Origin of the sequence: Arthrobacter sp. ok909, from assembly GCF_900104405.1 — a bacterium.
Taxonomy (GTDB): Bacteria; Actinomycetota; Actinomycetes; order Actinomycetales; family Micrococcaceae; genus Arthrobacter; species Arthrobacter humicola.
Genome location: NZ_FNJS01000021.1, coordinates 34,947 through 60,770, shown reverse-complemented (window position 1 = coordinate 60,770; position 25,824 = coordinate 34,947). Strand labels below are relative to the sequence as shown.

The window sequence follows — 25,824 nt, the reverse complement described above, 5'->3', positions numbered from 1 at the left end:
GACGTGAAGCAGCTCACATAATTAGATATCATAATCGCACAATAAGGAACGTCAAGTGGCAAAAAAGAACATTTCGGTTCAACCGGATGCGGCCAGGGCTGTAACCGCCGGGGCTGGCGGGTCCGCTCCGTTGACTTAGTGCTGGCGCGCTCTTAGCGTTAAGCCCCTCAGGGTGCCGATGCGGTCCGCCGACGGCGGTGGCATCCGGATCCGCGGATACATGGCGAAAACCTAGGTGCACCCATGAAGATCAAGCCCACGGCCGCCGCCACCCTTGTCATCCTGCTGTTCCTGGCTGGACTGCTCGGCGATGCATCCGCGCCGGCGTCGGCCGCTGGGGTCACGTACTATGTGAGCGCAGACGGCAGCGACACGAGCAACGGAACATCACCCGCATCCGCCTGGCAGACCCTCGACAAGGTCAACGCCGCCGCGCTGCAGCCTGGAGATTCCGTCAGCTTCCGGCGCGGAGACGTCTTCTCCGGCGGCCTTGTGGTCAGCCGGAGCGGCACAGGCCGGCTCCCGATCACCCTGAACGCCTTCGGCGACGGGGAGCCGCCCATCATCACCGGGGGACTGACGGGCACCTGCATCCGGCTGGACGGCAACTTCATTGCCGTGGACGGCCTGCGGGCGGACTCGTGCGGATATGCGGGATTCAGCGTCTATGGCGACCACAGTTCCGTGCGGAACTCCGCCGCGGCGAACAACGCCGCCGGGATCAAGGTGAGCGACGGTTCCGACTTCGGCAGCTACACCAACAACACGCTTACCGATAACAACATCATGAACGTCAATACGCCGGGGACGGGCTGCGGCACCGCGGCGGCGCTGAACTGCAGCGACGACTCCGGCGCTTTCGGCTTCCTCATCAACGGCAGCGACAACGAGTTCTCCGGCAACACCGTCTCCGGGTCCACCGCGTTGTCCTACGACTTTGGCCATGATGGCAGCGCATTTGAGATTTTCAACGGCAACCGGAACAGAATCCACCACAATGTGGCGGTTGATAATAACGTGTTCTCCGAAATTGGGCGCGGAGGGGACGGCACCGCGGACAACAACACGTACAGCTACAACCTCATCAGGTCCACCTGTGTCCCCGATTGCGGCCAGGCCATGGGGCTGATTGCGCGCGGCACGACGTCGTCCTTCGGCCCGACCAACGGCACCACGTTCGAGCACAACACCGTGTGGCTGGACGGCCCGGATTCCCAGGCTGTGGTCTGCCACGCCTCGTGCCCCACCTCCACCGTCATCCGCGCCAATATCCTCGTGGCGGTCCGCAACTCGCTGTGGATGGACAGTTCGGGATGGACCGAGGAGCAGAACGTCCTCAACGGCCCCACCAACATTGTCCCCAGCGCCACATCCACCACCGATCCTGCCGGCTTTGTGAATCCCCCCGCCGATCTCCACCTCACCGGAGCGAGCCCGGCAATCGACCGCGCGGGCGAGAGTCCGTTTCCCATCGACCTGGACGGGCGGCCGACCACCCAAAGTGCCGGCTGCGAGGGCGGCGGAGCGGCCGACGCCGGAGCGTACGAGTACAAGCCGGCCAACTGCTGAGAGCCTGCGCCACCGGGACGGACGCCTCAGCGGAGGCCCGCGACGCGCAGGGCAGTTTCTCCAGGAACATGACTGATGCGCTGTCGTCAGCGTTTGGAGCTCTGGGCCGGCCGCAGCGTCTGACGTATGTTGTCGCTGATCTGGCTATTCCCGTTTGGGTAGGGCCGTACTCCAACTTGGGGCGACGTTGTCATGAAGGCCTGTCCCCCGGGGGCAGCTCTCAGGTGCTGCTGTTCCGTGGGAACGGGAGGACGATTTCGCCGCCGCCTTTCATGACAGCCAGGGCACGCGCAAGCCCTGGGCTGGTACCGCCACCGGGGTGATTGCCGTGGGCGATGACGATGTCTCCGGCCCGCGCCTGGGAGATGTTACGGGCGACCGTCGCGGCGGGAAACGTGGCTCCGGCGTCGCCGTTGATGGTGAACCCGACTGGGACGAGACCCAGAGAAAGGACGATTTCGGCGGAGACGTTGTCCAGATATGCGGTGCCAGGTCTGAAGTAGCGGGGCCGTTGACCGGTGAGGTCGGTGAGGCGGGCATCGTTGGTCATGATCTCGTCGTAGACCTCGCCGGCGTTCCTGGTGCCAGGGATGCCGTAGGCGCTGCGGCCGCTGACCGACAGCGGCCGGTGAGAGGTTCCATGGTTGGCTAGTTCGAAGAGCGGGTCTCCGGCCAGGTCTTTGGCCAGGGACTGGTTGGCGGTGATCCATCTGGAATTCAGGAACAACGTGGCAGGGACCTGGTACTGCCGCAGGTCAGCCAGGAGTGCCAGGTCAGCCCCGTTGCCGTTGACCCCGCCGCAAAAATCAAAGGTCAGCGCCACGCCGGCGGCCGTCGAAGGCAGGCGAGTCAGAACGCCGGGCGCCTCCAGCCCCCAATATGTCGCAGCGCGTCCAGCATAAGTCGCGGTCACTTCCTCCCGGGTCAGCATTGCCCCCGGTTGCGCCGGGATGACGGCCGGAGGCCGGCCAGCCGCCTCCAGCCCGGCGGCGGCTGAACCCGACGCTCCGGCATTCCCGGATCCAGTTACCTGGCGGTCGGGAGCGCAAGCGGCTAATGCCATGCCGGCGGCCAGAAGGAATGATCTGCGGTCCGGGGTCCAGGTCACAGCACATGCTCCGATCTGATCAAGGTCAATCACGAGGGCGACCGCCGACCTGATATTCAGGCCGCGGGGGCTAGCCCCGATAACGAGCCCAACGACCAGAGACGGGGTGAGCTTGCCAGGGCCAATTTGCTGCGGGCCCGAGAACGCCACCCTGTGCGCTGCCTATTTTAGGCCCAGGCGGGCAGACGGTGGGAGTCGACGTGGCGGGCCGGCGCCGAGGTTGCTTCCGGATCATAAGCATGGTCACGACACACGATATGAGGGAAGCTGCGCTGTGCCGGATCATGATCGTGCAATGAGCACTTCTAAGCACAAGCCGACTCCGCGGGCCCCCACGACGATGGCCGCGGCTGCGGTTCTTACGAGTCGCAAAGGACCCCCAGATCCGAGGTCGTTTGGGACTCGCCGGCGGGGCACGGACTCCGTGTTCCTGGTGGCTTCTTTCGACACGTACATGAATGTATGTTCTGTTACAGGACAGGGGCAGGATGTGGACGTGAAGATCGAAGAGCAGGCCAACCTTCAGGCGTCGGGAAAGACCTACCGCTCAACCAGGGACAGCGTCCCCTCCGGTCCGGGACGTGCCTGGTGAACGGGTTCGCAGAAAATATTCTGAATGTCGATCCGTTCCTGGCGCTCGTGCTCGTGGGCCTGTTGGTTTTCGCCGAGGACGCCTTGTTCGTCGGGTTCGTGATCCCAGGAGAGACTGCCGCGGTCCTGGGCGGGGTGACCGCCAGCCGCGGCCACGTTGAACTGTGGACGATGATGGTCCTGGTCGTGTTCGCCGCGATCATCGGGGACACAGTCGGTTACGAGGTGGGAAAGCACTTCGGCCCCAGGTTGTTGAATATGAAGGTCCTGGACAAACGCCGCACCCAGCTCGAAAAAGCGCAGGCCTTGCTGCGCAGTAGGGGAGGTGCGGCAGTGTTCCTCGGCCGGTTTACCGCGTTTTTCAGGGCAGTCATGCCGGCACTGGCTGGGAGCTCGCGGATGCACTATCCCAGGTTCCTCTTCTTCAATGCAGCCGGCGGCCTTGTCTGGGGTGCCGGGTTCGTTCTGCTGGGTTTTCTGGCTGGCAACTCATATGAGGCGGCGGCTCAAGCCGTCGGACGTGACATGACTGCGGCCGTAGGGGCGGTCGCAGTCATCTTGTTCTTCATCTGGCGGGTACGCAAGGCACGCCGCGAACGCCCCTAAGCCCGAGCTCCGATCCGGGAATGCCACACCTGCCGAATGGTCGCAGCTATCACTGATGGCACGTCCATCGCTACTGACATTCACCGAGCGGTAGTCCAAAGCAGGGGAGCGGCGCCCCGAGACCGCCGCTTCATTCCGTCGTTTTGGACGCCGCATCCGTGCGCCGCAACGACTGTGGTGCAGCCTCCACGTCCAAGGCTCGGAGCGTACTTGGCGATACGAAGGTCGCTCTCGACACTTTCATGCCGGACGAAAAGTCCTTCGCCGTGCTCGCCGCGCCGGACGCGGCAGCCTAGCCGGCGCGGCGCAGCTGCCCCAGGGAAGAACCGCGGGATAGAACAGACGAGGGGAGTTTCGGCTCCCCTTCGTGTTGTCCGACCGGGCACGCTCTTCCGACCGACCGTACACATGAGGACCATGACCATCTCCCGCCACCGCGTTGCCCTGTTCGCCACTCTCCTTGTCGCCGCCCTGGTGGTCGTCGGCTACCTCTACACCAGTTCACGGAACTCCCACGCCGCAGTGCCGAAGGCATCCGCCTCCGCAGCCCCGACCCCCGGAACCTCGCCGGAAGTGAAATCGGTACACTCGCCCGACAAGGTCGCCATTGACGAGACGCTCACCGCCGGCCAGTGCAAGGCACGCGCCGTGGACGCCGCAGCCGGACTGTACCTGCCCGATCCGTCCTGCACCCCGGGCGCGGTTGATCCGGCCGTGACGCAGGACAACCTGGCCTCCACCATCTGCAAATCCGGCTACACGACCACGGTCCGGGCGGACACTGCCCAGGCCAAGAAGCTCAGCCTCCAGCAGTACGGCCAGACCGCGGCCACCTCCACCGAATACGACCACCTGATCTCCCTCCAGCTTGGCGGCACCAACTCTGTCTCCAACCTGTGGCCGGAACCGAACCGCACCGGTGCCCCGGGCACCACCAACCCGAAGGACGCGATCGAGACCCGGCTGAACAAGGCCGTTTGCTCCCGCAAGCTCACGCTTGCCGCGGCGCAGAAGGCGATTGCCCGGAACTGGGTCACCGCCGAGAAAGACCTCGGGCTCTAGCGCCAGCGCCGGATGGGCGGACTTCAGCCGGCTTTGACGACCGGCAGTTCTGCCCATTCGGTCGCGTACCGCCGGGAGAGGGCATTGAGCGAGCGGGCCTGTGGCCTTACAGAGCTGCGATGTCAGGCCGCGTTGCCGACACGTCCCAACGTCATCCTTGTCGAAGGGAGATGAGAAGGGACACCTTCCAAAACACTCCGGTTGGCGTTTGCGCGGCCGGTCTATTAACTCGTCAAGTGTCGAGAGCACTCGTTGGGTCGTGCTCGAGCGCTGCGGTGATAGCGGCCGGGGACGGCAGGGTCGCCCGCTCATCAGAGTGATCACGGCTATCGAACGCAGGCTCGCCCGCAACAGCCTCGGGCCCGCGACCTCGCTCATGGCCGTAATCAGGCGTGTCCCGGCTCTTGCAGACGTTACACACTTGCAACAGCCGGGACACCCCGGCGAAATCGGCCCGGGACGATACTAGAAGCATGCCCTCCCGGGGGCGATTCTCATGCAGGCATTGGGGACTACTAGAAGGACCGCGCCGATGCCCACTCCACTTAACCAGTCGCTCGCTGACTCCGCACTCCTGACCAAATCGCTGCCGCTGGGCCTGCTCCGGGCCTTTGTGCAGACTGACGCCGCGGACGACGGGCTGACCCCGCAACTGCTGGCCGAGCTCAAGATCCTGGCCCGCACGCCCGGGCTGCTCGTGGCATGCAACTACGGGGGAACCCTCTGCACCGCGGAGGGCATCTCGACCGAGACCCTGCCGCTGGGCAGCGCCGCCATTGCGCTGCGGGCGCTGGCCGCCCTCCCGAATACCCATGCCGCCGTCGTATCCGGCCGGTCGCTGCGGGATCTGGCCGCCGTCTCACGCCTGCCCGCCGAGGTGCATCTGGTGGGCTCGCACGGTGCCGAGTTCGACATGGGCTATGCCCACACCCTCTCGCTGGCCACCGAGTCCGTGCTCCAGCAGGCCCACCAGGCGCTCGCCGAAACGGTCGGGGCCTACCGGGGCATCACCATTGAACGCAAGCCGGTCGCCGTCTCCGTCCACACCCGGTCCGCAGCGCCGGACATCGTTGCGCTGGCCACCCGGCAGGCGTCGGACATCGCCCAGGCGCACGGGCTGCACTTCATCGTGGACGGCTCGGTGCTGGACCTTTCCGTCGTCGAACCGTCCAAGGCCACCGCCTTGGAGCACCTGCGCTCCGTGCTCGGTGTCAGTGCTGCCCTCTACGCAGGCGACGCCTCCAGCGACGAGTTGGCCATGGCGACGCTGCGCGGGCCGGACATGGCGCTGCGCGTGGGGGAGGGGCCAACCGTGGCGGCCCACCGGCTCCGGGACCCGGAGTCGTTCGCCCGCGTCCTGGCGATCCTGTTCGAGCTGCGGAGGGCGTGGCTTTTCGGCGAGGACGCCGTGGGGCTGGAACGGCATTCGATGATCGGCAACGGATCCTCCACCGCGCTGATCACGCCGGACGCGAAGATCTGCTGGATGAGCCACCCGCTGCCGGACTCGGGGTCCCTGTTCGCCCACTTGCTCGGCGGTGACGCGGCCGGCCACTTCTCCGTGGAACCGGTGAAGTCCTCGCAGGTCCTGGGCCAGCGCTATGTGGACAGCACCATGATCGTCGAAACCCGCTGGGCCGACGTCACCGTGACGGACTACCTGGAACCGGCGCCGGCGGGCATCACCAGCCTGGTTCGGGTGCTTTCGGGCACCGGCACGGCCCGGATCGTGTTCGCCCCGCGGCCGGACTACGCGAATGCGCCGTTCAGCATGGAGGCGCGCGGAACTGAGCTGCACGTGGTGGGAACCGCGGATCCGATCATCCTGCGGGCGCCCGGCGTGAGCTTTTCCATCACGTCGGACGGCCGGCACGCCACCGCGACGGGCGACGTCGACCTGCGGGACGGGCCCGTGGTCCTCAACCTGCGCTGCGGCGATACCGAACCGCAGCCTGCGGTGGCCGAAGATGAGACGGAGCGGCGCTCCGCCGTCGCGCATCATTCCCGGCGCTGGGTCCATGAGTTGCAGATGCCGGGCGTGAAGCCGTCGCTTGTCCGCCGGTCCGCGCTGGTGCTGCGTGCCCTGGTTCACGAACCCACCGGCGCGGTGCTGGCTGCGCCCACCACGTCGCTGCCGGAGGGAATCGGCGGAACCCGGAACTGGGACTACCGGTACTGCTGGCTGCGGGACGGGTCCATGACGGTCAACGCCCTCGTGGACCTCGGATCCACGGCCGAGGCCGAGGGTTTCCTGGCCTGGCTGGGCCGGATTCTGGATCACGCCCCGGGCCCGGAATGGCTCCATCCGCTGTACTCGGTGACGGGGGCGCCGCTGTCCACCGAGGCCATCATCGAGAGCCTGCCAGGCTATGCGGGATCACGCCCGGTCCGGATCGGCAATGCGGCCGACCACCAGGTGCAGCTGGACGTGTTTGGCCCGATTGCCGAGCTGATCGACGCCCTCAGCGCCCGCCAGGGCGTGCTCTCCGACGACCACTGGGAGCTGATGGTTCAGATGGCCGCAGCCGTGCTGGCCCGCTGGCATGAGGCGGACCACGGCATCTGGGAGGCCAGGCGGGCTCCGCGGCACCATGTGTACACGAAGGTGATGTGCTGGGTGGCGCTGGACCGGGCGCTGCGCACGGCCGCCCGGCACGGCCGGGAACCGCTGCCGGCGTGGGAGTCCACGGCGGAGACCATCCGTGAGGAAGTGCTGCGCGAAGGCTGGGACGAGTCGGCGTCTTCCTACACGGTGGCGTACGACAGCCCGGACCTGGACGCAGCCGTGCTGCACATCGGGCTCTCCGGCCTGCTGGACGTCAATGACCCCCGTTTCCTGGCCACGGTCACGGCGGTGGAACGGGAACTGCGGGTGGGTCCCACCGTGTTCCGCTACAGGTACGACGACGGCCTGCCGGGTCTGGAGGGCGGCTTCCACATCTGCACGACGTGGCTGATCGAGGCCTATATCGCCGTGGGCCGGATCGAGGAGGCCTGGGACCTCTTCGACCAGCTGGTCAACCTGTTCGGCCCCACGGGGCTGCTGCCGGAGGAGTACGATCCCGGCACGGAAACCCACCTGGGCAACCATCCCCAGGCGTACTCGCACCTGGGCTTCATCCGCTGCGCCCGGCTCCTGGATGAACACCAGAAGAACTGATCAGCAGCCCAGTCCCTGACAGACTGCAGGCGTCCCGGCTGTCCGGCAGCCCGGCTGCCCGCACGCCGTCCGGAGCTACTCGCAGCCGACGCCGTCCCCGTCGCGGTCCAGCTTGCTGCTGTATCCCGGCTGGCCGACGTGGATGGGTGCCGCACCGGCGGCGCGGACCGCGGTGCAGTTCGCGTAGTACACGCCGGCCGCCGGTGCGGGTGCGGGTGCCATCTGGACCTGCGCCGGGACCGGCTGCTGCGCCGGCTGCTGCGCCGGCTGCTGTGCTGGGGCGGCCTGCGCGGGAGCGGTTGCCGGCTGGTTGGTGGGCGCCAGGGCATTCGGGCAGTCGGACAGGACCCGCGCCATGGCATCGTGCTCGGCCTGAGTCACCCACAGGCCGTAGCTGGACTTCACCGAAATTTGGCGGGCGACGTAATCGCACCGATAGGCCTTGTTCGGCGGGAGCCAAGTGGCGGCGTCGCCGTCGCTCTTGCTTTGGTTGGCCGGGCCGTCCACCGCAAGCAGATTCAGGGGATCATTGGCGAAGGAGAGCCGCTGCCCGGGGCTGAGCTGCTGCGCGCCCTTCTGCCAGGCGTCGCTGAGCGCCACGACGTGGTCGATCTGGACCGCGGTGCTGGTGGCGTTGCCGCGCAGGAAGTTGATGACGGCGGCCGTGTAGGGGTCGTTCAGGACGCCTGAGAGGACCACGCAGTCCCTCGTTCCCGGCTTGAGCGCGACGGATTTGAGGTCGCGGCGGAGCACATCATTACGGGTATCGCAGCCGTTGTGGTCGACGTCGGACCACGCCGGGCCGAACTGGTCGCGGGAGTAGCCCGTCTTCGGCGCACGGCCCTTGACGGGCAGCGTCGCCAGCACCGCGAGGGCCTTGCTGGCGAACGCGGGCTGCTGGTGCGGGGCGCCGATGCCGGGGGCATCGACTCCGGGGGTGGTGTCGGGATCCAGTGGTGTGCTGTCCGCGCTGGCCGTCGCCGTGGCGGAGGCAGCCGCGGCGCCAGGGCCGACGACGCCGGTCCCGGCGGCCGGGGTTAGTGTCCCGGGGCCGGCGCACGCCGACGTCGCCACGAGCAGCAGGCCCGCCACGCCACGGGCAATCCAGTCAACCGCGCCGATCTTCCGGTCGCGTGTGGCCTGTGCCCGGCGGTCAGTTGCGGGACCGCTGCTGGCCGGAACGCTGGGTGTTCGGCTGCTGGCTGCTTCGACGCTGCCTGATCGGACGCTGCGCAATTCTTCCCCGCTTCATGCTGTTGCCCCGGGTATCCGCGGGGCCGTTCAAGACCGGTCCCAGCCTACCGGCGCACAGGGCAACGCAGTCACTTCGCGCCCCGCGTTGCTTCGTGCAGGGCCGGACAGAACGTCGATTCCCCCCGCGGGAGTCAGCGCACCCGTGGCCGGGATGCCGAGAAGATGGCCGGCGCGCCGCCGTCGCCGGTGGCGAGGTCGGCCAGGATCCGGCCGACGGCCGTCGTGAACTTGAACCCGTGGCCGGAGAAGCCGGCGCCGATGACCACCGGGCCGATCCTGTCCAGGACAAAGTTCTCATCCACGGTGGTCGTGTAGGTGCAACTGACGTCGGTGAGGGCGTCGGCGTCGACCCCGGGCAGCCAGTCCCGGGCATAGCGCTGCAGGGCCGCCCGCTGTCCGGGCTCCGCCGCGAAGGACCGGTTGTCCGGGTCCGCCACGGGGCCCGCCCCGTGCCACCCGGCCTTGATGCCCTCGCCCGGCGTGTGCATGCCGTAAACCGGCGAACGCCAATACCGGTAGGCATCCCCGTGGCCGGGCATATGGTTGAACCCCGGCCACTGGGCGCCGGGATCCGTGATGGCGAAATGCGCGGGCTGCTCCTGGGTGACCGTCAGCCGGGGCACGGGGGCCACACCGGCGAGCAGCTTGGTGGTCCAGCCGCCGGCGGTGACCACCGCCTGCCGCGCGGAAATCACCTCGGTCACGCCGCCGGACTCGAGCGTGAGCCGGACGCCGTCGTCGAGCACTTTCACCTCCAGGACCTTCACATGATGGCGGATCTCGGCGCCGAGGCCGGCGGCGAGGCGCTGCATCGCCGGCAACGCGGCGTCCGGGTTCAGCTGGCCGCCGTCCGCCATGTGCAGGACACGCTGGTCGAACCGGATGCCCCGCCAGCGCTCTGCGGCATCCTCGACGGCGAGGAACTCCGCGCGGAGCCCGGCGGCGAGCAGGGCGCTCCGGATCTCGGGCAACCGCGGATCGGTGCCGTGGTTCACGACGCCGGTCCGGGCCAGCAGCCGCTCGCCGCTGTCCGCTTCGAGCTCGTTCCACAGCCGCGCGGACTCGGCCAGCATGGCGACGTAGTCCGGATCCGCGTACCCGGGGTTGAAGTTCCGGGTGGTGCCGTGTGAGGCGCCGTTGTGGTGGCCGGGCCCGAACTGCTCCAGCAAGGTCACGTCCCGGCCTCGCCGGGCCAGCGCCCAGGCGGCGGCGGAGCCCATCGCGCCGCCGCCGATGACGACCGTGTCCAGGATTGTATTCAAGGGTCCTCCTCGGGGATTGGTGCCTGGCCGCCAAGGCGGGTCAGGCCAGCAGTAGGGCCACGCCGATCATGGCCGGCACAGCTACTACGGTAGTGATCAGCACCGTGTCTTTGGCTACTGTGACGCCGGTGCGGTAACGGCTGGCCGCGACAAACACGTTTTGCGCCGTGGGCAGGGCTGCCGTGACGACGGCGGCGAACAATGCCTGCTCCTGCATGCCGAGGGCAAAGCGGGCAAACAGGTAGGCCACCAGCGGGTGGACAACGAGCTTGAAGAAGCTCGCCAATACGGTGTCCAGCCGGCGCCCGGTGGCCGGATGCAACGGCCGGGATCCGTTCAGGCTCATGCCGAACGCGATCAGCATGGCCGGGATGGCGGCACCGCCGATCAGGTGGATGGGCTCCATGACCAGTGCAGGCACCTGCCAGCCGGTCCCGGCCACCACGAGGCCCAGCGCGGACCCCACGATCATCGGGTTCCGCAGGATCATGAGCAGGAACGTCAGCGGCGTGGTGCGGTGCGAGCTGGTGGTGGCATCCAGCGCCATAAGGAACATGGGGGTGAAAAAGGCCAGCTGGAAGATGAGCAGGGGCGCCACGTAGCTCGCGTCTCCGAGCACGAAGACGGCGATGGGAATGCCGAGGTTGGCGGAGTTGGCCAGCGATGCGCTCATGGATGAGATGAGGGCTTCCGGGGCCGGGCGTTTGAGCACGAAGCGCACAATGCCAAAGAACAGCACCGCCGTCGTCAGGGCTCCAACGGCCGTCACGAGCAGTGGCGCGGCAAAGACGTCGTGCAGTTTCGCCTTGCTGAGCGTCTCGAAGAGCAGGGCGGGGCTCGCGACAAAGAAGGTCAGGGCGCTGAGGACGGAGCGTGCGTTCTCGCCCAGGATCTTGCGCCGGCCCACGAACATGCCGACCAGGATGATGGACCAGACGACAAAGAAGCCTGCCAGAACCCCTAGCACGCGGCCCTCCGCAACGGGGCAGGAGGGCGGCGGGTAAAGGTCACCGTTCCAGAGTAATCAGCTTTATTCTGCGGACCGCCCTATTACGCCCGACGGCGGCAATTCTTAGTTCAGCGCTGCGTTGTTCAGCGAGTGCGGCGGGCGCAGGAGGCCCGGCGTCATGCCCTCTGCGGGGTCGTTGCCGATCTGGACAATCTTGTTGTCCTGATCCACGTGGACCACCTTGGGGTTGTACGCCTTTGCCTCGTCCGTGGTCATCTGGGCGTAGGTGATGAGGATGACGATGTCGTTCTCGTGCATCAGGTGGGCAGCGGCCCCGTTGATGCCGATCACGCCGGAACCGCGTTCGCCGGCAATCGTGTAGGTCTCGAGCCGGGCGCCGTTGGTGACGTCGACGATCGCCACGAGCTCACCGGGGAGGATGTCGGCGGCCTCCAGCAGATCCAGGTCCACGGTGACGGAACCGACATAGTGAAGGTCCGCGTGCGTGACCGTGGCGCGGTGGATCTTGGATTTGAATATTGTGCGATTCATAACGTCACCAGTCTAACGCGGGGCCGACGCCGGCGCTGTGGCCCACTGCACACCCCTCCGGTCAGGCAGGCCGGTCCGCCGGGGCCGGGTCCAGCGTGCCGGCGGCCGCCGCCGGAACGATGGATGCCGCCGTCGCCGCCAGGATTTCCCTGGCGGCGAGCAGGGCCGGCCGTTTGGCGCTGGAGCGCCGCACCGAGGTGAACACCGTGCGGTGCGGATTCCCGGGCAGGTCCAGGAGCTGCGCGCTGGTGCCGCGGCCGGTCCACACGAGGTCCGGCATCAGGGCCACCGCATTTCCGGATTCGATCAGCCGGATCTGGGCCTGCAGGTCGGCGGTTTCGAAGCGGACATCGGGCTCAAATCCGGCGCTCCGGCACGCCTGCTCGGCCCAGTGCCGGGAGGCCGCCCCGCGGGGTTCCATCACCCAGGGCAGCCCCGCGGTATCGGCCAGCGTCCTGATGGCGGTGCGCCCCGGCGAGGAGGGCGGAACGGCCAGCCGGATGGCGTCCCTGGTCAGCGCCACGCGGTCCAGTTCGGCGTAGTGCGGGGCGGCGTGGCCCGGATACTGTTCGGCGATCACGAGGTCGAAGTCGCGAGCCCACGTCTCGTGGAGGGCCGTCTCCGGTTCCCGCTGGGTCATCTCTACCCGGACCTCCGGGTAGCTGGAGGTCATCCGGGTCAGGGTGCCCGGCATGAGGGCCAGCGCAGCGGACTGGAACACGGCGATCCGCACGGTGCCGGTGACCGTGGTCAGTGACGCTGCCAGGTCCGCCTCGGCCTGCTCCAGGGTCTCCAGAAGCTGGGACGTATGGGCTACGAGGACTTCGGCCTGGGGGGTTAGCTGCACCCGGCGGCCGGTTTTCCGGAGGAGTTCCACCCCGGCCTCCTTCTCAAGGAGGGCCAGTTGCTGGGAAACTGACGATGGGCTGTACTGGAGCGCTTCGGCCACTTCGGCCAGTGTGCCCCGGATCTTCAGTTCGCGCAGCAGTCGCAAACGCCGGACGTCGAGCATCGGTAATCCTTTGGGAACTCTAATGGTTATTAGTTAAGAGAATTCATTTTATCTAATGCAATCGGGCTTGCATACTGTTGTCGCTCGGTTACCCCCATCACAGGGTGGATTGATGGGCATCACACCTAAATTAGGAGGCCCTGGTGGCTACACAAGATTTGGCGCGGTCGATCATGCGGCGCAAGCCCATCGACGACATTGAAGAAGAAAACAAACACAGCGGATTGCACAGGAGCCTGGGGCTCTGGCAGCTGACGGCCATCGGCGTAGGCGGTATTATCGGCGTCGGCATCTTCTCGCTGGCGGGCCTTGTGGCCCACGGCAGTGCGAGCGAGCCCGGCGTCGGCCCGGCGGTGCTCGTCTCGTTCCTGATCGCGGGACTGGCATCCGCTGCCGCGGCACTGTCCTACGCCGAATTCGCCGGCATGATCCCGCGGGCCGGCTCGGCATATACCTACGGCTACGTTGCCCTCGGCGAGGTGATCGGCTGGTTCATCGGGTGGGACCTGCTGCTGGAGTACATCGCGATCGTGGCCGTGGTGGCCATCGGCATCTCGGGCTACTTCGACGCCTTCCTCTCCGGCATCGGCATCCATATGCCCGCCTGGATGACAGCGACGCCGGATGAGGGAACGGGCGGCATTATCAACCTTCCCGCCATCCTCGTCTGCCTGCTGGTGACCTGGATCCTCTCCCGCGGCACGAAGACCTTTGGGCGCTTCGAGCTGATCGCCGTCGCCATCAAAGTCGTCCTGATCCTGTTCATCATCGGCCTGGGCATCTTCTACATCAACACCAAAAACTACGACCCCTTCATGCCCAGCGGCTTCGGCCCCGTAGTGGCCGGCTCCGCCACGGTGTTCTTCGCCGTGTTCGGCTACGACGCCATGAGCACCGCGGCGGAGGAGGCGACGGACGGCAAGAAGCACATGCCGAAGGCGATCATCTACTCGCTCATCATCGCCATGCTGCTCTACGTCGCCGCCACCCTGGTGCTCACCGGAATGCAGCACTACACGGAAATCGACCCCAAGGCCGGCTTCGCCTCCGCCTTCAACAGCGTCGGACTGCCGGTGATCGCAACGATCATCTCCGTGTTCGCGGTCCTGTCCATCCTCACCGTGATGCTGACCTTCCTCCTCGGCGTCACCCGCGTCTGGTTCTCTATGAGCCGCGACGGCCTCCTGCCGGGCTGGTTCGCCAAGACCGACCGGCACGGCACGCCGCAGCGCGTGACCTGGATCGCCGGCACCGCCTCCGCCATCCTGGCCGGCGTCCTCCCGATCAAGGCCGTGGCGGACCTGACCAACATCGGCATTCTGGCCGCGTTCGTCGTCGTCTGCACATCGGTGATCGTGTTCCGCTACAGGAAGCCTGAGGCCCCGCGGACCTTCCGCCTGCCGCTGATGCCCGTCGTTCCCGCGTTCGGCGTGTTCGCCTCGCTGTTCCTGATGTTCCAGCTGCACTGGGAGACCTGGCTGCGGTTCGGCGTCTGGCTCGTGGTCGGCCTGATCATCTACTTCACCTATGGACGCAAGAACTCGCTCATGAACCCGGACAGCCCGCGGCACGAAGAAATCGTGGAGATGCACCGCCCCCTGGCGTAGCCACCCCACATCCCCGTTGCGCTATCACTTATGGCTCCCCAGGTCTTAAGGGCAATAAGTGATAGCGCAACTGGTTTTTAAGGTTCGGTTTTTCTAACCGGTATTGCTCAGAAAACATCGCTTTATCTTATGAAAATCCGGTCGCATACTGATTCATAAGAGGTCCACATCTTGAGAAAGAACGAGTTTCAGCCATGACCAACATCTCCACTGAGTCCGGCGCGACCACCGGCAGCGCCGCGGGCAACGAAGCCGCGCACGCCGCGGTTTCGGAAGGCTCGACGGTCCTTGAAGCCGCAGCCCTGGCCGAGGACACCATCGCGCTGGTGCGCCACTGGCTCACCGAAGCCGCCAAGGTTCCCGTCGACGCCTCGGCCGAGCAGCTCGCCGGAGTCCTGAAAGACCCGAACGGCCTGGACTTCACGGTCGGATTCGTCGACGGCGTCGTCCGTCCGGAAGACCTGCAGGTCGCCGCGCGCAACCTCGCCGCCCTGGCCCCCAAGGTCCCGGCGTTCCTGCCCTGGTACATGCGCAGCGCCGTCCGCCTCGGCGGCACCATGGCCCCGGTCCTGCCCCGGGTGGTCATCCCGGTGGCCCGCCGCGTGCTCCGTGAAATGGTCGGCCACCTCATCGTCGACGCCACTGACGCCAAGCTCGGCCCGGCCATCGCAAAGATCCGCAGGGACGGCATCAAGCTCAACGTCAACCTCCTCGGCGAAGCGGTCCTCGGCGAGCACGAGGCTTCCCGCCGGCTCGAGGGCACCCACGCCCTGCTGTCCCGGCCGGACGTCGACTACGTCTCCATCAAAGTCTCCTCCACGGTGGCCCCGCACTCCGCCTGGGCGTTCGACGAGGCCGTGGAGCACGTCGTGGAGAAGCTGACCCCGCTCTTCACCCGCGCGGCGTCGTTTGCCGCCGGCGGACAGAAGGCCAAGTTCATCAACCTGGACATGGAGGAATACAAGGACCTGGACATGACCATCGCGGTCTTCACCCGGATCCTGGACAAGCCCGAGTTCAAGAACCTCGAGGCCGGCATCGTGCTCCAGGCCTACCTGCCCGACGCCGTCGCCGCCATGATCCGCCTGCAGGACTGGGCCGCAGCCCGCCGCGCCGAGGGCGGCGCCGCGATCAAGGTCCGCGTCGTCAAGGGCGCCAACCTGCCGATGGAGCAGGTGGAAGCCTCCCTGCACGACTGGCCACTCGCCACCTGGAACACCAAGCAGGATTCGGACACCAACTACAAGCGCGTCATCAACTACTCGCTGCACCCGGACCGGATCAGCAACATCCGGATCGGCGTCGCCGGCCATAACCTCTTCGATATCGCCTTCGCCTGGCTGCTGGCCAAGCAGCGCGGCGTGGAATCCGGTATCGAGTTCGAGATGCTGCTCGGCATGGCCCAGGGCCAGGCTGAGGCCGTCAAGAAGGACGTCGGCTCCCTCCTGCTCTACACCCCGGTGGTCCACCCGGCCGAGTTCGACGTCGCGATCGCTTACCTGATCCGCCGCCTTGAAGAGGGCGCCAGCCAGGACAACTTCATGTCCGCCGTCTTCGAACTTGGCGGGAATTCCGCAGAAAGCAGGTCGCTCTTCGAGCGTGAGAAGCAGCGCTTCCTCGCCTCCCTCGCCAAGCTCGACGACGAGGTTCCGCCGCCGAACCGCCGGCAGAACCGCGCCCTCCCCGCCGCGCCGCTGCCGCACGATGCGTTCGAGAACACCCCTGACACCGATCCCTCGCTGCCCGCCAACCGCGACTGGGGCCGCGCCATCCTGGGCCGCGTGGCAAGCTCTACGCTGGGCAACGCCGCCGTCGAGGCCGCCACGATCAACGACGAGGCCACCCTGAACGCGGTCATCGCCACCGCCGTCGAAAAAGGGAAGGCCTGGGGCGCACTCTCCGGCGCCGCGCGCGCCGAAATCCTGCACCGGGCCGGCGACGTCCTCGAGGGCCGCCGCGCCGACCTCCTCGAGGTCATGGCATCCGAGACTGGGAAGACGATCGACCAGGGCGACCCCGAGGTCAGCGAGGCCGTCGACTTCGCGCACTACTACGCCGAATCGGCCCGCAAGCTCGACGACGTCGACGGCGCCACCTTCGTCCCGTCCAAGCTCACCGTCGTGACCCCGCCGTGGAACTTCCCGGTCGCCATCCCGGCCGGCTCCACCCTGGCCGCCCTCGCCGCCGGCTCCGCCGTCGTGATCAAGCCCGCCAAGCAGGCCCGCCGCAGCGGTGCCGTGATGATCGAGGCCCTCTGGGAGGCCGGCGTCCCGCGGGACGTCCTGACCATGGTGCAGCTGGGCGAGCGGGAACTCGGCCAGCAGCTGATCTCCCACCCGGCCGTGGACCGCGTCATCCTGACCGGCGGCTATGAGACCGCCGAGCTGTTCCGGTCCTTCCGCAAGGACCTGCCGCTCCTGGCCGAGACCAGCGGCAAGAACGCCATCATCGTCACCCCGAGCGCGGACCTGGACCTTGCGGCCAAGGACGTGGCGTACTCCGCGTTCGGACACGCAGGCCAGAAGTGCTCCGCCGCCTCGCTCGTGATCCTGGTCGGCTCCGTTGCCACGTCGAAGCGGTTCCACAACCAGCTGATCGACGCCGTCACCTCGCTGAAGGTCGGCTACCCGGAGGACCCGGCGACCCAGATGGGCCCGATCATCGAGGCCGCCAGCGGCAAGCTCCTCAACGCGCTGACCACCCTCGGCGAGGGTGAAACCTGGGCCGTGGAACCGCGGAAGCTGGACGCCACCGGCAAACTCTGGAGCCCCGGCGTGCGCTCGGGCGTCCGGCGCGGATCCTACTTCCACCTCACCGAATTCTTCGGCCCCGTCCTGGGCGTCATGACGGCGGAGACTCTGGAGGAGGCCATCGCGATCCAGAATCAGATCGAGTACGGCCTCACCGCGGGCCTGCACTCGCTCAACAGCGAGGAGCTCGGCCTCTGGCTGGACACCATCCAGGCCGGAAACCTCTACGTCAACCGCGGCATCACCGGAGCGATCGTCCAGCGCCAGCCGTTCGGCGGCTGGAAGAAATCCGCCGTCGGCGCCGGCACCAAGGCCGGCGGCCCCAACTACCTCGTCGGCCTCGGCGAATGGGCCAGCAAGCCCAGCGCCGCCGCCGTCACCCCGGCCGCTGCCCCCGCCCACACGGGAGTACGCCGGATCGAAGACGCGGCCAAGGGCTTCCTGACAACCGACGAGATCGCGCCGCTGCAGCGCGCCCTGGCTTCCGATGCCCGGGCCTGGGCCGAGGAATTCGGCACGGCCAAGGACGTTTCGGGCCTGAGCGCGGAACGCAACGTCTTCCGCTACCGCGCCCTGCCCGTCACGGTCCGCCTCGCCGAAGGCGAACCGCTCGCCGGCCTCGTCCGGACCGTCGCCGCCGGTGTCCTCGCCGGGTCCGCCCTCACGGTCTCCACCGCCGTGGAACTACCCGCCCAGCTGCGCGCCGTCCTGTCAGGACTCGGCATCGCCGTCACCGTGGAGAACGACGCCGACTGGCTGGCTTCCGCCGGCACGCTCGCCGCGGCAGGCCAGCTGTCCGGCGCCCGGATCCGGTTGATCGGCGGAAACGCCAAGGCACTGGCCGAAGCCACCGGAGGCCGCCCGGACCTGGCGGTCTACTTCCACCCGGTCACCGAAGCCGGACGCGTGGAACTGCTGCCGTTCCTGCACGAGCAGGCCATCAGCATCACAGCGCACCGGTTCGGCACCCCGAACCACATCTCGGATGCCCTGATTTAGCCCGATCGCGCTAGGACTCTAGGCCGGGCGTGCTAAAACGCCGTCGCCGCCGTGCAGCACCGTTGGGTGAGGCGCGGCGGCGACGGCGTTAAGCGCCGAGCCGCCTAACCGAAGTACCAGCCTGGCGGCACCCACGAGGCCGGGACCGCGTGGGCGGAGAAGTCATCGCAGCCGGAGCAGAAGTAGGTGACCTCGCCGAGCTTGCTGACCGAGCCGTCCCGGCGGTGCGTGGCCGGGATGAAGGTCTCCAGGTAGATGAATTCGTCAGTACCGCAGCGTTCGCAGTACGGGCTGGCAACAAAATCGGACTCGGCCAAGGTGGCCGGGCGAATTCCCCGCCGGCCCAGGCTGGAGTATTGAGTGGTAGCGGAGTGCTGAATCGTGGCGCCGTGGCGCACCGGGGACGTTGCCGGACGGGCGGCCGTAGTCGCGTGCGCGGCGGCCGGTGCGGACAGACGGGGTCGGTTTATGGCTGGCATCATTGTCGGCCTATCCCGAACGCTCGGCGCCAGCCACACGGCATCAGCGACGGACAGCGTTCGTTTTTTCGAATCGTTGTCGTGGGCCTCTGCTTGACCTCGGACGGTTAATCTTGAGTAGTGTCAGGATAGATGAAGTACCTGCACCGTTCAATGGTCAAGTAAGTACTCTTTGCTACCTGCGTGGTCTGTCAGGTAAGTACCCCGCCCCCAGGTGCCGCGGACTAGGTGCCGTGGACTCGAGGCCATGGCCTCGATGCCATGGACGGGCCGGCGGGCTGCCCGCGCCTCAGGCCGGGCGCTTCAAAGTCCGGCCCACGATCGCCTGGGTGAGTGCATTGATTACCTCGGTATTGGCCAGGGGATTGCGGATGAGGGTGAAATCGACGTCGCCCACGGGCGGCAGATCGAAGCGGCGGGTAATGGTCTTCAGGTCCTCCGGGACCAGCGAGGAGGGCATCACGGCCACCCCGATGCCGGCCCGGACGGCGGCCAGCACGCCGCTGATCTGCCGAGTGGTGCACGTGATCCGCCAAGTCCGGCCGGTGGCCTCAAGGGCGTCGATCGCGAGCTTCCGGCTCAGGCTGGGGGAGGGGTACGCGATCAGCGGCACCGGATCGGCCGGATCCAGCACGGTCTGCTCCAGCCCCACCCAGGCAAAGGCGTCCTGCTGGACCACGGTCCCGTCCTTGGCCCCCGCCACCCACTTCACAAAGACCAGGTCCAGCTGCCCCGCATTGAGGCGCTTGTAGAGCTGGTCGCTCTGGCCCACCGTGAGCTCGAGGTTGATCTGCGGATAGATCTGGCGGAACTCCCGGAGGATGCGGGGCAGCCCGGTGATGGCGAGGTCGTCGGCCGTGCCGAAGCGCAGGCGCCCGCGCATGGCCGATCCTGAGAAGTAACGGGCGGCGGCGTCGTGGGCGGCGAGGATGCTCCGGGCAAACCCGGCCATGGCATCGCCGTTGTCCGTCAGTCGCACATCGCGGGTGTCCCGGGCGATCAGCACCCGCTTGGCGGCGGTCTCCAGCTTGCGGACGTGCTGGCTGACGGTGGGCTGCGCCAGGCCGAGGCGTTCCGCGGCCTTCGTGAAACTCAGGGTCTCGGCCACGGCCAGGAAGGAGCGGAGCTGGGCGGGTTCGAACATGTTGGCCTCCGGATCGGGCGGCGCGAAGCGAGCATTGCGAACGATGTATTGCGTTTTGTAATTCTAGTTATGCGCTGAATAGGCTTCCATAATCTCTTGGGGCCAGCCTAGCGTTAAGTCCATCCCGCTCACCCGCTCTTTTGAGGACTTTGCCGTGGCACCCCCTCCGCCGCTCGAGGCTAACGCAGCCGCCCTGCCGGACACCATCACCCAACCGATCACCGTCGTCAACGAGCGCCTGCCGTGGCGCCACACGTTCATCTCCCTGAAGGTCCGCAACTTCCGCGTCTTCGCGATCGGCCATTTCATTGCCGTGATCGCGCTCTGGATGCAGCGGATCGCCCAGGACTGGCTGGTGCTCCAGCTCTCCGGGTCCGTCACCGCAGTCGGGATCACCGTGGCCTTGCAGTTCCTGCCGTCCCTGTTCCTCGGGCCGTGGGCCGGCATGATGGCGGACCGCTTCGCGAAGCGGAAGATCCTCATGCTGTGCCAGTCAGTCGCCGCCCTGTTGGCGGCGACGCTTGCCGCGCTGGCCCTCAGCCAGCGGATCGAGGTTGGGCACGTTTACGCGATCGCGCTGGTCCTGGGCTTCGTGACGGTGCTGGACCAGCCTGCCCGTCAGGTGTTCGTCAATGAACTCGTCGGTCCCCGCTACCTGCGCAACGCAATCAGCGTGAACTCCACGATCTTCCAGCTCGGCGGACTGATCGGTCCTGCCATCGCCGGGATCCTGCTGACCGCCGTCGGTGCGGGCTGGGCCTTTGCCGCCAACGCCGTGGCCTGCTGCTTCACCGTGTCGATGCTGCTGAGCCTGCGGAAGGACCAGCTGCATGTCGGCAGCCCGGTCGCCAAGCGCCGGGGCATGCTGAGGGAAGGGCTGAACTATGCGCTGAGCAAGCCCACCATCTACTGGCCTTGGCTGATGGCCGGGTTCATCGCGGTGTTCGCGATGAGCCTGCCGGTGCTGCTGGCCGCGTTTGCCGACCACGTGTACGACGCCGGTGCCGGCGGCTATGGCCTGCTCAACACCCTCGTGGCGCTCGGGGCGCTGGCCGGGGCCGTCACCTCGGCCCGGCGGCGCGAACTGCGGCTGCGCTCGGTGGTCCTGGGCGCCGGAATGTACGGCCTCATGTTGTGCTTGGCATCCCTGGCGCCGTCGATGCCCTGGTTCGGTGCGGCGATGGTGCTGGCCGGGTTCTGGTGCCTCATGTTCCTTACCGCCGCGAACCAGCTAGTCCAGGTCAGCGCCAATCTGGCAATCCGCGGGCGCGTCATGAGCCTGTACATCATGGTGCTGATCGGCGGGCAGGCGATCGGCGGCCCGATGATCGGCTGGCTCGCCGAACACGCGACCCCGCACACGGCTGTCCTCATTTCCGGAGGTGTGCCGGTGCTCGCCGCGGCAAGCGTCGCAGTCGTCCTGGCGCGGCGCGGGCAGCTCATGCTCAAGGTGGACCTGAAGGACCGGCGCCGGCTGCTGCGGATCGTCCCGAGCCAGGGCCGGCGGCAGGCAGCCGCCGCGTCCTAGCCTTTCGCGCCGACATCGGACAGCCGCGGCGTGGATCCACGCCGCGGCTGTCTTATTTCGCAGCTAAAACCCGGGAACGGGGCTGAAACCGTGCAGAGCCGCTATCCGGCCAGCGGCACGTGCGGGTAGTCCGTCTCCCGGTGCTGGAACTGCAGCACATCCGGGTTCTGGACGACGCCGTCGCGGATTTCGATCGCACGGCGGATGGTCTCGTTCGCGGTCCAGGCCTCGGGGCCGGTGATCACGGTCTCGAGGAACGGCAGCAGGGCCTCGCTGATCTCCCAGCTGGAGGAATCCCAGAGGTAGGACGGGCTGTGGTCCACCGCGTAGTAGTCGATGTGGTCCCCGACCTTGAACGTCGGCTCGGCGAAGGAGGTGGTTTTCGCCCAGCTGAACCCCATGCCCTCGTCGCAGGACACGTCCACGATCAGGCTGCCGGGCCGGAAAGCGGCCAGGTCCTCGGTGCGCAGGTAGGTCAGCGGCGCGTTGGGGTCCTGCAGGGTGCAGTTGACCACGATGTCGCTCTCGGCGAGGAACGGTGCCAGCGGCACGCGCCCGCGCTCGGTGATGACCTCGCTGAGGTACGGCGCGTTGCTGTCGTGGTCGAACTGCGCGATCCGGACGGAGTGGATGGGCGAGCCCACCGCGGCGACACCGCGGTTGGTCAGCACCTGCACGTCGTGGACGCCGTGGGCGTTCAGGGCAGTTACGGCGCCGCGGGCCGTTGCGCCGAAGCCGATCACGACGGCGCTCAGCCGGCGGCCGTAGTCCCCGGTGGACCCGGTCAGGGCCAGGGAATGCAGCACGGAGCAGTAGCCGGCGAGCTCGTTGTTCTTGTGGAAGACATGCAGGCCGAAGCCGCCGTCGCTGGCCCAGTGGTTCATGGCCTCGAAGGCGATGAGCGTGAGTTTCTTATCGATCGCCAGCTGGGTGATGGCCCGGTCCTGGACGCAGTGCGGCCAGCCCCAGAGGACCTGACCGTCGCGGAGTTCGGCAAGGTCTTCGGGCTGCGGCTTGGGCAGGAGGACGACGTCGGCGTCGGCCAGCAGCTGCCGGCGCGGGGCGATGCGCCCCACGAGGGACGCGAGGTGCTCGTCCGACACGCCGAAACGCTCGCCGTAGCCTTCCTCAAGGATCAGCTGCTCCCGGATTTCCGGCGCGATGCGGTCCAGGTGCAGGGGATGGATGGGAAGGCGCCGCTCGTCGGGTTTTCGTGTGCTGGCGAGGATGCCGAGGGTGAGGCGGTTCGGGGATCCGGTCACTTCTTTTTGGGGCTCGCCGTCTTGGCGGCGGTCACTTTGTCGAGGGAGCTGGCCGGCGCTGAGGCGGCCCTCTTGTCAGCGCGCTTTTCCTTGATGGATTTGCCGGATTTCTTGGATGCTGCTTGACGGGGGGACTTGTCAGCCATGATTGCTCCTGTAGCGGAACCGAAGAGGTTCCTGACTTCTGACGATACAGGTAGGAACCTAATGGGAGGCCGGAGCGGGACGGCGCAGCGCCGGACGCGAAAGAGAGGATTGGAGCGGCTGACGGGAATCGAACCCGCGTATCAAGCTTGGGAAGCTAGCGCTCTACCATTGAGCTACAGCCGCAGTGGGACTGTCCAAAGTGCTGGACTTTTGCCCCGGTGAAACAACGAGATTTACATTACCCCAGTCTGGCGGCGAGGTTGAACACGCCACGTCCGCGCGTTGGCGGATAGGTGGCCGGATCGCTGGCCGTCACGTCCCATAACTGTTCGGACACTCTTGGGCGAAAGCCCGTCACAGGACCCGGTGCGGTGGCCCGTGCTGTCTATCCTGAAATGGTTAGCTGCAGTTCCGGGGAAGCGGGCTACGCCCATCAGCCGTCCGCCGAGCAAGGATTTCCGTGGCATTTGCAGAGTACGACGTCGTTATCCACCGCGATGCCATGAGCGTCTATAACTACCTCATTGACCCTGGCCACCTGCCGCTGTGGCGGGACGGGGTCCGGAGCGTGGAGCTGCTTTCCGGTGCGGCCGGCGCCAAAGGCGCCGTGTACCGGCAGACCATCGCCGGACCGGGCGGACGCCCAGTGGCCGCGGATTTCGAAATCGTCGAGGCGCGGCCGGGCGCGGAAATCCAGTACCAGGTCATCGCCGGCCCGGCCCGGCCGCACGGCGGCTACTACCTCAGCACAGAAGGCCCCGGCACACGCGTCCGCTTCGCGCTGAAGTGCGAGCCCAAAGGACTCCTGGCGCGGCTGACCAACCCGTTGCGCCGTCGGATGAAGGCTGAGGTCGGCCAGCTCGACCGGCTCAAGTCGATCCTGGAACATATGCCCGGCGCGGAATAGACGGGCCGGGGAAGTAACACTCGGCGTCCGTGCCGGTCCGTGAAGCCGGGCTAGGCCCAGTGCGGTATTTTTGAACCTGTGCTGATCTCTGACCGCGACATTCGAACCGAAATCGACTCCCAGCGGATTGTCCTGGAACCGTTCGACCCGGCGATGGTCCAACCGTCCTCGGTGGACGTCAGGATCGACAAGTTCTTCCGGCTGTTCGACAACCACAAGTACGCCCACATTGATCCGGCCGAGGAGCAGCCCGAGCTGACCCGCCTGGTGGAGGTGGAATCCGGTGAGCCGTTCATCCTGCACCCGGGCGAGTTCGTCCTGGGCTCCACCTACGAGACCGTGACGCTGCCGGATGACATTGCGGCCCGACTCGAGGGCAAGTCCTCGCTCGGCCGGCTCGGTCTCCTGACGCACTCGACGGCGGGATTCATCGACCCCGGGTTCTCCGGCCACGTCACGCTGGAGCTGTCCAACATGGCCACGCTGCCCATCAAGCTGTGGCCCGGCATGAAGATCGGCCAGTTGTGCTTCTTCCGGCTTTCCTCGGCCGCGGAGCACCCTTACGGCTCGGGGGAGTACGGCAACCGCTACCAGGGCCAGCGGGGTCCGACGGCCAGCCGCAGCCACCTGAATTTCCACCGCACCGACATTTAAGGCCGTTTCCGGCGCAGTCTCAGGCTCACGCTTGCCCCGATGTCCGGACAGCCGGGCGCCGGACGGGGCGGCGCAGCAGCCGGACGACCGGCTCAACGAAACGGGCGGCCAGCGGCCCCGCGATCGCCATGATCAGAACATAGGCCGTGGCGAGGGCCGCCAAATCCCCGGGCACCACACCCGAGGCAACGGCGAGGCCGGCGATGACAATGGAGAATTCGCCGCGCGCGATCAGGGCGGCCCCCGCGCGGAAGCGGCCGGGAATTCCAATGCCGGCCCGCTTGGCCGCCCAGAATCCGGTAATCATCTTGGTGGCTGCGGTCACCAGGGCCAGCAACAGCGCCCAGCCCAGGACGGGCGGGATGGACCGCGGGTCCGTGTTGAGTCCAAAGACGACAAAGAAGATCGCGGCGAAGAGGTCCCGTAGCGGCTCCAGGATGCGGGTGGCGTTGTGGGCCGTGGCGCCGGAAATCGCGATGCCGAGCATGAATGCGCCTACTGCCGCGGAGACCTGCATGGCGGCCGCGAGCCCCGCCACCAGCAGCGCAGCACCGAGCAGATTGAGCAGGAAGACCTCGGAGTTCTCACTGTGCACGGCTTTGGACACGTGGTGGCCGTGCCGCAGGGCCACCACCAGGACCAGGGTGACGACGGCGAGGGAGATGCCCACGGTCTGCAAGCCCATGAGGAAACTCACTCCGGCCAGTGTGGCGGTCAGGATCGGGAGGTACACGGCCATGGCGAGGTCCTCGAACACCAGGATGGCGAGGACCACCGGGGTTTCCCTGTTGCCGATCCGGCCAAGATCGGTGATGACCTTCGCGGCGATCCCGGACGATGAAATGTACGTCACGCCACCCATCACCATGGCTCCCACGACGCCCCATCCCAGCATCAGGGCGAGCCCTGCGCCGGGCAGGAAATTGAGCAGAAGGTCCAGGACGCCGGCCTGCCAGGACCGCCGCAGCCCGGTGACGAGCTCGGCCGCCGTATATTCCAGGCCCAGCATAAGCAGCAGGAGGATGACGCCGATCTCGCCGGAAAGATGGGCGAACTCGTGCATGCCTTCGAGCTTGACGAGGCCTCCGGCGCCGAAGAACAGACCGCCCACCAGGTAGAGCGGAATAGGGGACATGCCGATCCGCCCGGCCAGTCTGGCCAGCAGGCCGAGACAGAAGACGACAGCCCCCAGCTCGATCAGGGTCAGCGCGAGCGGATCCAT

At 67.1% G+C, this 25,824-nt stretch carries 21 protein-coding genes and 1 tRNA gene; 10 read left to right on the top strand and 12 right to left on the bottom strand.

The annotated features are described in order from the left end of the window. Positions 1-243 precede the first annotated feature (243 nt). A complete protein-coding gene (locus BLR03_RS16110) occupies positions 244-1,569 on the top strand; it encodes a right-handed parallel beta-helix repeat-containing protein (RefSeq protein WP_091254572.1) in 1,326 nt (441 codons plus the stop codon). A gap of 220 nt (positions 1,570-1,789) precedes the next feature. Here the strand turns inward: BLR03_RS16110 and BLR03_RS16105 are convergent, their stop codons facing one another. After that, entirely contained in the window at positions 1,790-2,482 is a 693-nt protein-coding gene (locus BLR03_RS16105) for a polysaccharide deacetylase family protein (RefSeq protein ID WP_254788543.1), read from the bottom strand. A gap of 783 nt (positions 2,483-3,265) precedes the next feature. Between BLR03_RS16105 and BLR03_RS16100 the strand changes: the two genes are divergently transcribed. From BLR03_RS16100 to BLR03_RS16090, 4 genes are all read left to right on the top strand, one after another. Continuing rightward, positions 3,266-3,874 carry a DedA family protein gene (locus BLR03_RS16100; RefSeq protein WP_254788542.1) on the top strand — a complete coding sequence of 203 codons (609 nt, stop codon included), beginning with the start codon at positions 3,266-3,268 and terminating at the stop codon, positions 3,872-3,874. A gap of 143 nt (positions 3,875-4,017) precedes the next feature. Further along, complete coding sequence (locus BLR03_RS24470; protein ID WP_175460585.1) at positions 4,018-4,170, top strand: hypothetical protein; 153 nt, start codon at positions 4,018-4,020, stop codon at positions 4,168-4,170. Positions 4,171-4,291: 121 nt separating this feature from the next. Beyond that, positions 4,292-4,936: a hypothetical protein gene (locus tag BLR03_RS16095; protein WP_091254564.1), complete on the top strand. Its 645-nt coding sequence runs from the start codon at positions 4,292-4,294 to the stop codon at positions 4,934-4,936. Between the two features lie 532 nt (positions 4,937-5,468). Beyond that, the gene (locus BLR03_RS16090; protein WP_091254561.1) at positions 5,469-8,096 is read left to right on the top strand and encodes a trehalase-like domain-containing protein; all 2,628 of its coding nucleotides are present in this window, start codon (positions 5,469-5,471) and stop codon (positions 8,094-8,096) included. A 75-nt stretch (positions 8,097-8,171) separates the two neighbouring features. On the opposite strand, the gene BLR03_RS16085 is transcribed toward BLR03_RS16090, so the two are convergent. The 5 genes from BLR03_RS16085 to BLR03_RS16065 all read right to left on the bottom strand — a co-directional run bounded on the left by BLR03_RS16085 (position 8,172) and on the right by BLR03_RS16065 (position 13,125). Further along, the gene (locus BLR03_RS16085; protein WP_254788541.1) at positions 8,172-9,332 is read right to left on the bottom strand and encodes a GmrSD restriction endonuclease domain-containing protein; all 1,161 of its coding nucleotides are present in this window, start codon (positions 9,330-9,332) and stop codon (positions 8,172-8,174) included. Between the two features lie 149 nt (positions 9,333-9,481). Then, positions 9,482-10,612, bottom strand: coding sequence for an FAD-dependent oxidoreductase (locus tag BLR03_RS16080; protein WP_091254558.1), 1,131 nt, complete (start codon positions 10,610-10,612; stop codon positions 9,482-9,484). Between the two features lie 40 nt (positions 10,613-10,652). Then, positions 10,653-11,579, bottom strand: coding sequence for an AEC family transporter (locus BLR03_RS16075; protein ID WP_091254557.1), 927 nt, complete (start codon positions 11,577-11,579; stop codon positions 10,653-10,655). A gap of 105 nt (positions 11,580-11,684) precedes the next feature. Then, positions 11,685-12,113 (bottom strand): aspartate 1-decarboxylase, encoded by a 429-nt coding sequence (gene panD / locus BLR03_RS16070; protein WP_175460584.1) that lies wholly within the window; start codon positions 12,111-12,113, stop codon positions 11,685-11,687. Positions 12,114-12,174: 61 nt separating this feature from the next. Then, entirely contained in the window at positions 12,175-13,125 is a 951-nt protein-coding gene (locus BLR03_RS16065; protein ID WP_091254554.1) for a LysR family transcriptional regulator, read from the bottom strand. Positions 13,126-13,298: 173 nt separating this feature from the next. Between BLR03_RS16065 and BLR03_RS16060 the strand changes: the two genes are divergently transcribed. Together BLR03_RS16060 and BLR03_RS16055 are read left to right on the top strand one after the other, a co-directional pair. Continuing rightward, positions 13,299-14,732, top strand: coding sequence for an amino acid permease (locus tag BLR03_RS16060; RefSeq protein ID WP_175460587.1), 1,434 nt, complete (start codon positions 13,299-13,301; stop codon positions 14,730-14,732). Positions 14,733-14,926: 194 nt separating this feature from the next. Next, positions 14,927-18,481, top strand: coding sequence for a proline dehydrogenase family protein (locus BLR03_RS16055; protein ID WP_091254549.1), 3,555 nt, complete (start codon positions 14,927-14,929; stop codon positions 18,479-18,481). A 104-nt stretch (positions 18,482-18,585) separates the two neighbouring features. Here BLR03_RS16055 and BLR03_RS16050 read toward each other — a convergent pair whose 3' ends face one another. Together BLR03_RS16050 and BLR03_RS16045 are read right to left on the bottom strand one after the other, a co-directional pair. Further along, entirely contained in the window at positions 18,586-18,963 is a 378-nt protein-coding gene (locus BLR03_RS16050) for a hypothetical protein (RefSeq protein ID WP_254788540.1), read from the bottom strand. Positions 18,964-19,249: 286 nt separating this feature from the next. Then, positions 19,250-20,104 carry a LysR substrate-binding domain-containing protein gene (locus BLR03_RS16045; protein WP_091254544.1) on the bottom strand — a complete coding sequence of 285 codons (855 nt, stop codon included), beginning with the start codon at positions 20,102-20,104 and terminating at the stop codon, positions 19,250-19,252. Between the two features lie 154 nt (positions 20,105-20,258). Between BLR03_RS16045 and BLR03_RS16040 the strand changes: the two genes are divergently transcribed. Next, positions 20,259-21,632: an MFS transporter gene (locus BLR03_RS16040; RefSeq protein ID WP_091254541.1), complete on the top strand. Its 1,374-nt coding sequence runs from the start codon at positions 20,259-20,261 to the stop codon at positions 21,630-21,632. 101 nt (positions 21,633-21,733) lie between these two features. Here the strand turns inward: BLR03_RS16040 and BLR03_RS16035 are convergent, their stop codons facing one another. From BLR03_RS16035 to BLR03_RS16030, 3 genes are all read right to left on the bottom strand, one after another. Beyond that, complete coding sequence (locus tag BLR03_RS16035; RefSeq protein WP_091254538.1) at positions 21,734-22,894, bottom strand: N(5)-(carboxyethyl)ornithine synthase; 1,161 nt, start codon at positions 22,892-22,894, stop codon at positions 21,734-21,736. Next, positions 22,891-23,040, bottom strand: coding sequence for a hypothetical protein (locus BLR03_RS24465; RefSeq protein ID WP_018774018.1), 150 nt, complete (start codon positions 23,038-23,040; stop codon positions 22,891-22,893). The genes BLR03_RS16035 and BLR03_RS24465 overlap by 4 nt, the downstream gene beginning before the upstream one ends. Positions 23,041-23,150: 110 nt before the next feature. Further along, positions 23,151-23,224 (bottom strand) — tRNA-Gly (locus BLR03_RS16030). A gap of 277 nt (positions 23,225-23,501) precedes the next feature. Between BLR03_RS16030 and BLR03_RS16025 the strand changes: the two genes are divergently transcribed. Together BLR03_RS16025 and dcd are read left to right on the top strand one after the other, a co-directional pair. Further along, complete coding sequence (locus BLR03_RS16025; RefSeq protein WP_091254536.1) at positions 23,502-23,948, top strand: SRPBCC family protein; 447 nt, start codon at positions 23,502-23,504, stop codon at positions 23,946-23,948. Positions 23,949-24,026: 78 nt separating this feature from the next. After that, on the top strand, positions 24,027-24,602 hold the full coding sequence (gene dcd, locus BLR03_RS16020; RefSeq protein WP_091254534.1) for a dCTP deaminase: 576 nt from the start codon (positions 24,027-24,029) through the stop codon (positions 24,600-24,602). 25 nt (positions 24,603-24,627) lie between these two features. Here the strand turns inward: dcd and BLR03_RS16015 are convergent, their stop codons facing one another. After that, positions 24,628-25,824 carry a cation:proton antiporter gene (locus BLR03_RS16015; protein WP_091254531.1) on the bottom strand — a complete coding sequence of 399 codons (1,197 nt, stop codon included), beginning with the start codon at positions 25,822-25,824 and terminating at the stop codon, positions 24,628-24,630.

Coding starts and splice junctions, on each gene's coding strand:
- BLR03_RS16045 (WP_091254544.1), bottom strand. CDS start 20,104: ATGTTCGAACCCGCCCAGCTCCGCTCCTTCCTGGCCGTGGCCGAGACC.
- BLR03_RS16065 (WP_091254554.1), bottom strand. CDS start 13,125: ATGCTCGACGTCCGGCGTTTGCGACTGCTGCGCGAACTGAAGATCCGG.
- BLR03_RS16055 (WP_091254549.1), top strand. CDS start 14,927: ATGACCAACATCTCCACTGAGTCCGGCGCGACCACCGGCAGCGCCGCG.
- BLR03_RS16050 (WP_254788540.1), bottom strand. CDS start 18,963: ATGATGCCAGCCATAAACCGACCCCGTCTGTCCGCACCGGCCGCCGCG.
- BLR03_RS16015 (WP_091254531.1), bottom strand. CDS start 25,824: ATGGATCCGCTCGCGCTGACCCTGATCGAGCTGGGGGCTGTCGTCTTC.
- BLR03_RS16090 (WP_091254561.1), top strand. CDS start 5,469: ATGCCCACTCCACTTAACCAGTCGCTCGCTGACTCCGCACTCCTGACC.
- panD (WP_175460584.1), bottom strand. CDS start 12,113: ATGAATCGCACAATATTCAAATCCAAGATCCACCGCGCCACGGTCACG.
- BLR03_RS16110 (WP_091254572.1), top strand. CDS start 244: ATGAAGATCAAGCCCACGGCCGCCGCCACCCTTGTCATCCTGCTGTTC.
- BLR03_RS24465 (WP_018774018.1), bottom strand. CDS start 23,040: ATGGCTGACAAGTCCCCCCGTCAAGCAGCATCCAAGAAATCCGGCAAA.
- BLR03_RS16060 (WP_175460587.1), top strand. CDS start 13,299: ATGCGGCGCAAGCCCATCGACGACATTGAAGAAGAAAACAAACACAGC.
- BLR03_RS16095 (WP_091254564.1), top strand. CDS start 4,292: ATGACCATCTCCCGCCACCGCGTTGCCCTGTTCGCCACTCTCCTTGTC.